Origin of the sequence: Mesorhizobium sp. M2A.F.Ca.ET.067.02.1.1, from assembly GCF_004023285.1 — a bacterium.
In the GTDB taxonomy this organism is placed as follows: Bacteria; Pseudomonadota; Alphaproteobacteria; order Rhizobiales; family Rhizobiaceae; genus Mesorhizobium.
On record NZ_RZSB01000744.1, the window covers coordinates 1 to 2,970 of the forward strand.

The window sequence follows — 2,970 nt, forward strand, 5'->3', positions numbered from 1 at the left end:
CGTCGCTAACGCGGTGACGCTGGAGATGGAAGCCCTGCTGCTCGACCAGTACAACAGGCGCGGCGGCGACCTTACCCGGATCGCGCTTTCCCGCGCGGCGCCGGTCGGCTCGATGCAGGCCTGGCGTCCGGCCATGCCTGTCACGCAGTGGAGCTGGATCAAGCCATGATGGTCGCGGGCATAGGCAGCCGCAAAGGCGTGAGCGTCGAAGAAGTATTGGCGGCGATCGAGACCGCGCTTGAAGCGCATGGCCTCGCGATGACGGCGCTTTCGGCGCTGGCGACCGCCCCGCTCAAAAAGGATGAGGCGGCGATTTCCGCCGCAGGCCGCGCGCTCAACCTGCCGGTGGTCATTGCCGATGACCGGGTCCTGCAGCTGGCCTCGTCACGCACCCGCAGCCGTTGCGATCTCTCGCAGAGCCGCGCCGGCACGCCGTCGGTTTCGGAAGCGTCCGCTCTCGCCGTTGCCGGGGCCGGCGCAAGATTGCTCGGGCCTCGCACCGTGCTTGGCCCGGTCACCTGCGCCATCGCCATCAGCGGAGACGCGCCATGACGGTCCATTTCATCGGCGCCGGCCCTGGCGCGGCCGATCTCATCACGCTGCGCGGCGCGCGGCTGTTGGCCCGTTGCCCGGTCTGCCTCCATGCCGGCTCGATCGTCGCGCCGGAACTGCTCGCGCATTGCGCGCCCGGCACGAGACTGGTCGATACCGCGCCGATGTCGCTCGACGAGATCGAGGCCGAATATGTCGCCGCGCACAAGGCCGGCCAGGATGTCGCGCGCCTGCATTCCGGCGACCTCTCGGTGTGGAGCGCGGTGGCCGAACAGATCAGGCGGCTGGAAAAGCACGGCATCCCCTACACGCTGACCCCAGGCGTGCCCTCTTTCGCGGCAGCAGCGGCAGCACTTCGCCGCGAGCTGACCATTCCCGAGCTCGCGCAAAGCTTGGTGCTGACGCGCGTTTCGGGCCGCGCCTCGAAGATGCCGCCGGGCGAGACGCTGGCCGGTTTTGGCCGCACCGGCGCCACGCTTGCCATCCATCTTGCCATCCACGCCATCGACCGCGTCGTCGCGGATTTGACTCCGCTCTACGGCGCGGAGTGTCCGGTCGCGGTCGTCTTCCGCGCTTCCTGGCCGGACGAGCGCATCCTGACCGGCACGCTCGGCACCATCGAAGCGCAGCTGGCGGAAAACCCGATGGAGCGCACGGCGATCATCTTCGTCGGCAGCGCGCTCGCAGCGCAGGATTTCGGCGAAAGCTCACTCTACGACGCCCACTACCAGCGGCGTTTTCGCGGACGGGACGGATTGTGAACGGCAGCGCCAACATGAACGGACGGGCTACGGTTGAACAGGCGCTGGCGCGGCTGAAGTTCAAACCGCGCGAACTGGAGCCCGGCCATGTCTGGCTGGCCGGCGCCGGCCCCGGCGATCCCGGCTGCCTGACGCTTGAGGTGCTGGCGGCGCTCGGGCAATGCGACGCACTCGTCTATGACGCGCTGGTCTCGCCCGACATCGTGGCGGTCGCCCAGGGCGCCGAACTCTACTACGCCGGAAAGCGCGGCGGCCAGCCTTCGATGAAGCAGGACGACATCAACGCCCTTCTCGTGCGGCTGGCGCGCGAGGGCCGCCGCGTCGTGCGGCTCAAGGGCGGCGATCCCTATATTTTCGGCCGTGGCGGCGAAGAGGCCTTGGCGTTGGCGGGCGAGAAAATCCCGTTCCGGGTGCTTTCCGGCCTGACCTCCGGTCTCAGCGCGCTGGCCGCCACAGGCATCCCCGCCACCATGCGCGGCATCAACAAGGCCGTCATTCTGGCGACCGGCCACGCCGCCGGCACGGATGACGACATCGACTGGGTGGCGATCGCCCGCACCGGACAGCCGGTCGTCGTCTATATGGGCATGGCCAATTTGCCGGTGATCGCGGCAAAGCTGCTCGACGGCGGCCTCGCGCCCTCGACCCCAGCCGCCGTGATTGTCGCAGCAACCACGCCGCAGGAGCGCATTGTCGTCGCCACGCTCGCCACCATCGCCGAAGAGGCCGCGGCCGCCGGGCTCGCCTCCCCGGCGCTGATCGTGGTCGGCGGCATCGTCGCGATGCGCGCGGCACTGGCAGGTGATTTGTGACCGCCCGCGCGATCATCATCGGCGCGCCGCGCTCCGGCTCGGGCAAGACCAGCGTCACCATCGGCCTGTTGCGCGCGCTCGCCCGGCGCGGCCTGAAAGTGCGCGGCGCGAAATCCGGACCGGACTATATCGATCCCGGCTTCCACACCGCCGCCACCGGCCTCACCGGCGTCAACCTCGACAGCTGGGCGATGTCGCCTGCCCTGCTCAACGCGCTGGCGGCCCAAGCCGCGGACGACGCCGAATATGTCATCCTCGAAAGCGCCATGGGCCTGTTCGACGGCATCCCTGCGCCGGAGGGCCGCACAGGCTCCGCCGCCGATCTCGCCAGGCTCTACGGCCTGCCGGTGCTTCTGGTGCTCGACGTCTCCGGACAGTCGACCACGGCGGCGGCGGTGGCCAAGGGTTTTGCCACTTACGATCCGGATGTGCGCATGGCCGGCGTCGTGCTCAACCGGCTAGGCAGCGAACGCCATCGGCGGCTGTCGGGCGACGCCATCGAGGCGATCGGCCTGCCCGTGGTCGGCGCCATACTGCGCGATCCGACGCTGAACCTGCCGGAGCGGCATCTCGGCCTCGTTCAGGCCGGCGAATACCAGAACCTGATGGCGCATCTCGACCGGCTGGCCGACATGGTCGAAAAGTTGCTCGACATCGACGCCATCTTGGCGTTGGCGAAACCGCTCGAACCAGCGGCCGGCGACTTCGGTGACGCGCTCCAACCTCCCGGGCAACGCATCGCGCTGGCGGAGGACGCCGCCTTCACCTTCCTCTATCCCCATGTCGCCACGCATTGGCGCAAGACAGGCGCCGCGATCGTGCCTTTCTCGCCGCTTGCCGACGAA

4 protein-coding genes and 1 pseudogene are annotated in these 2,970 nt (G+C 69.0%); all 5 read left to right on the forward strand.

The genetic code is table 11. The features are described from left to right. Positions 1–169 (forward strand): annotated as a pseudogene (locus EOA28_RS40560) (cobalamin biosynthesis bifunctional protein CbiET); the annotation flags it as partial. Then, positions 166–552 carry a cobalamin biosynthesis protein gene (locus tag EOA28_RS31085; RefSeq protein ID WP_127253402.1) on the forward strand — a complete coding sequence of 129 codons (387 nt, stop codon included), beginning with the start codon at positions 166–168 and terminating at the stop codon, positions 550–552. The pseudogene EOA28_RS40560 and the gene EOA28_RS31085, both read left to right, overlap by 4 nt. Beyond that, entirely contained in the window at positions 549–1,313 is a 765-nt protein-coding gene (gene cobM / locus EOA28_RS31090) for a precorrin-4 C(11)-methyltransferase (RefSeq protein WP_127253403.1), read from the forward strand. The genes EOA28_RS31085 and cobM overlap by 4 nt, the downstream gene beginning before the upstream one ends. A 14-nt stretch (positions 1,314–1,327) precedes the next feature. After that, positions 1,328–2,125, forward strand: coding sequence for a uroporphyrinogen-III C-methyltransferase (cobA, locus tag EOA28_RS31095; RefSeq protein WP_127253404.1), 798 nt, complete (start codon positions 1,328–1,330; stop codon positions 2,123–2,125). Further along, positions 2,122–2,970, forward strand: an 849-nt coding sequence (locus EOA28_RS31100) for a cobyrinate a,c-diamide synthase (RefSeq protein ID WP_128315629.1), incomplete at its 3' end; no start/stop codon positions are given. The genes cobA and EOA28_RS31100, both read left to right, overlap by 4 nt.

What these genes read in the sequence shown, in the direction of transcription:
- EOA28_RS31085 (WP_127253402.1), top strand. Translation starts at nt 166, where the DNA reads ATGATGGTCGCGGGCATAGGCAGCCGCAAAGGCGTGAGCGTCGAAGAA.
- cobM (WP_127253403.1), top strand. Translation starts at nt 549, where the DNA reads ATGACGGTCCATTTCATCGGCGCCGGCCCTGGCGCGGCCGATCTCATC.
- cobA (WP_127253404.1), top strand. Translation starts at nt 1,328, where the DNA reads ATGAACGGACGGGCTACGGTTGAACAGGCGCTGGCGCGGCTGAAGTTC.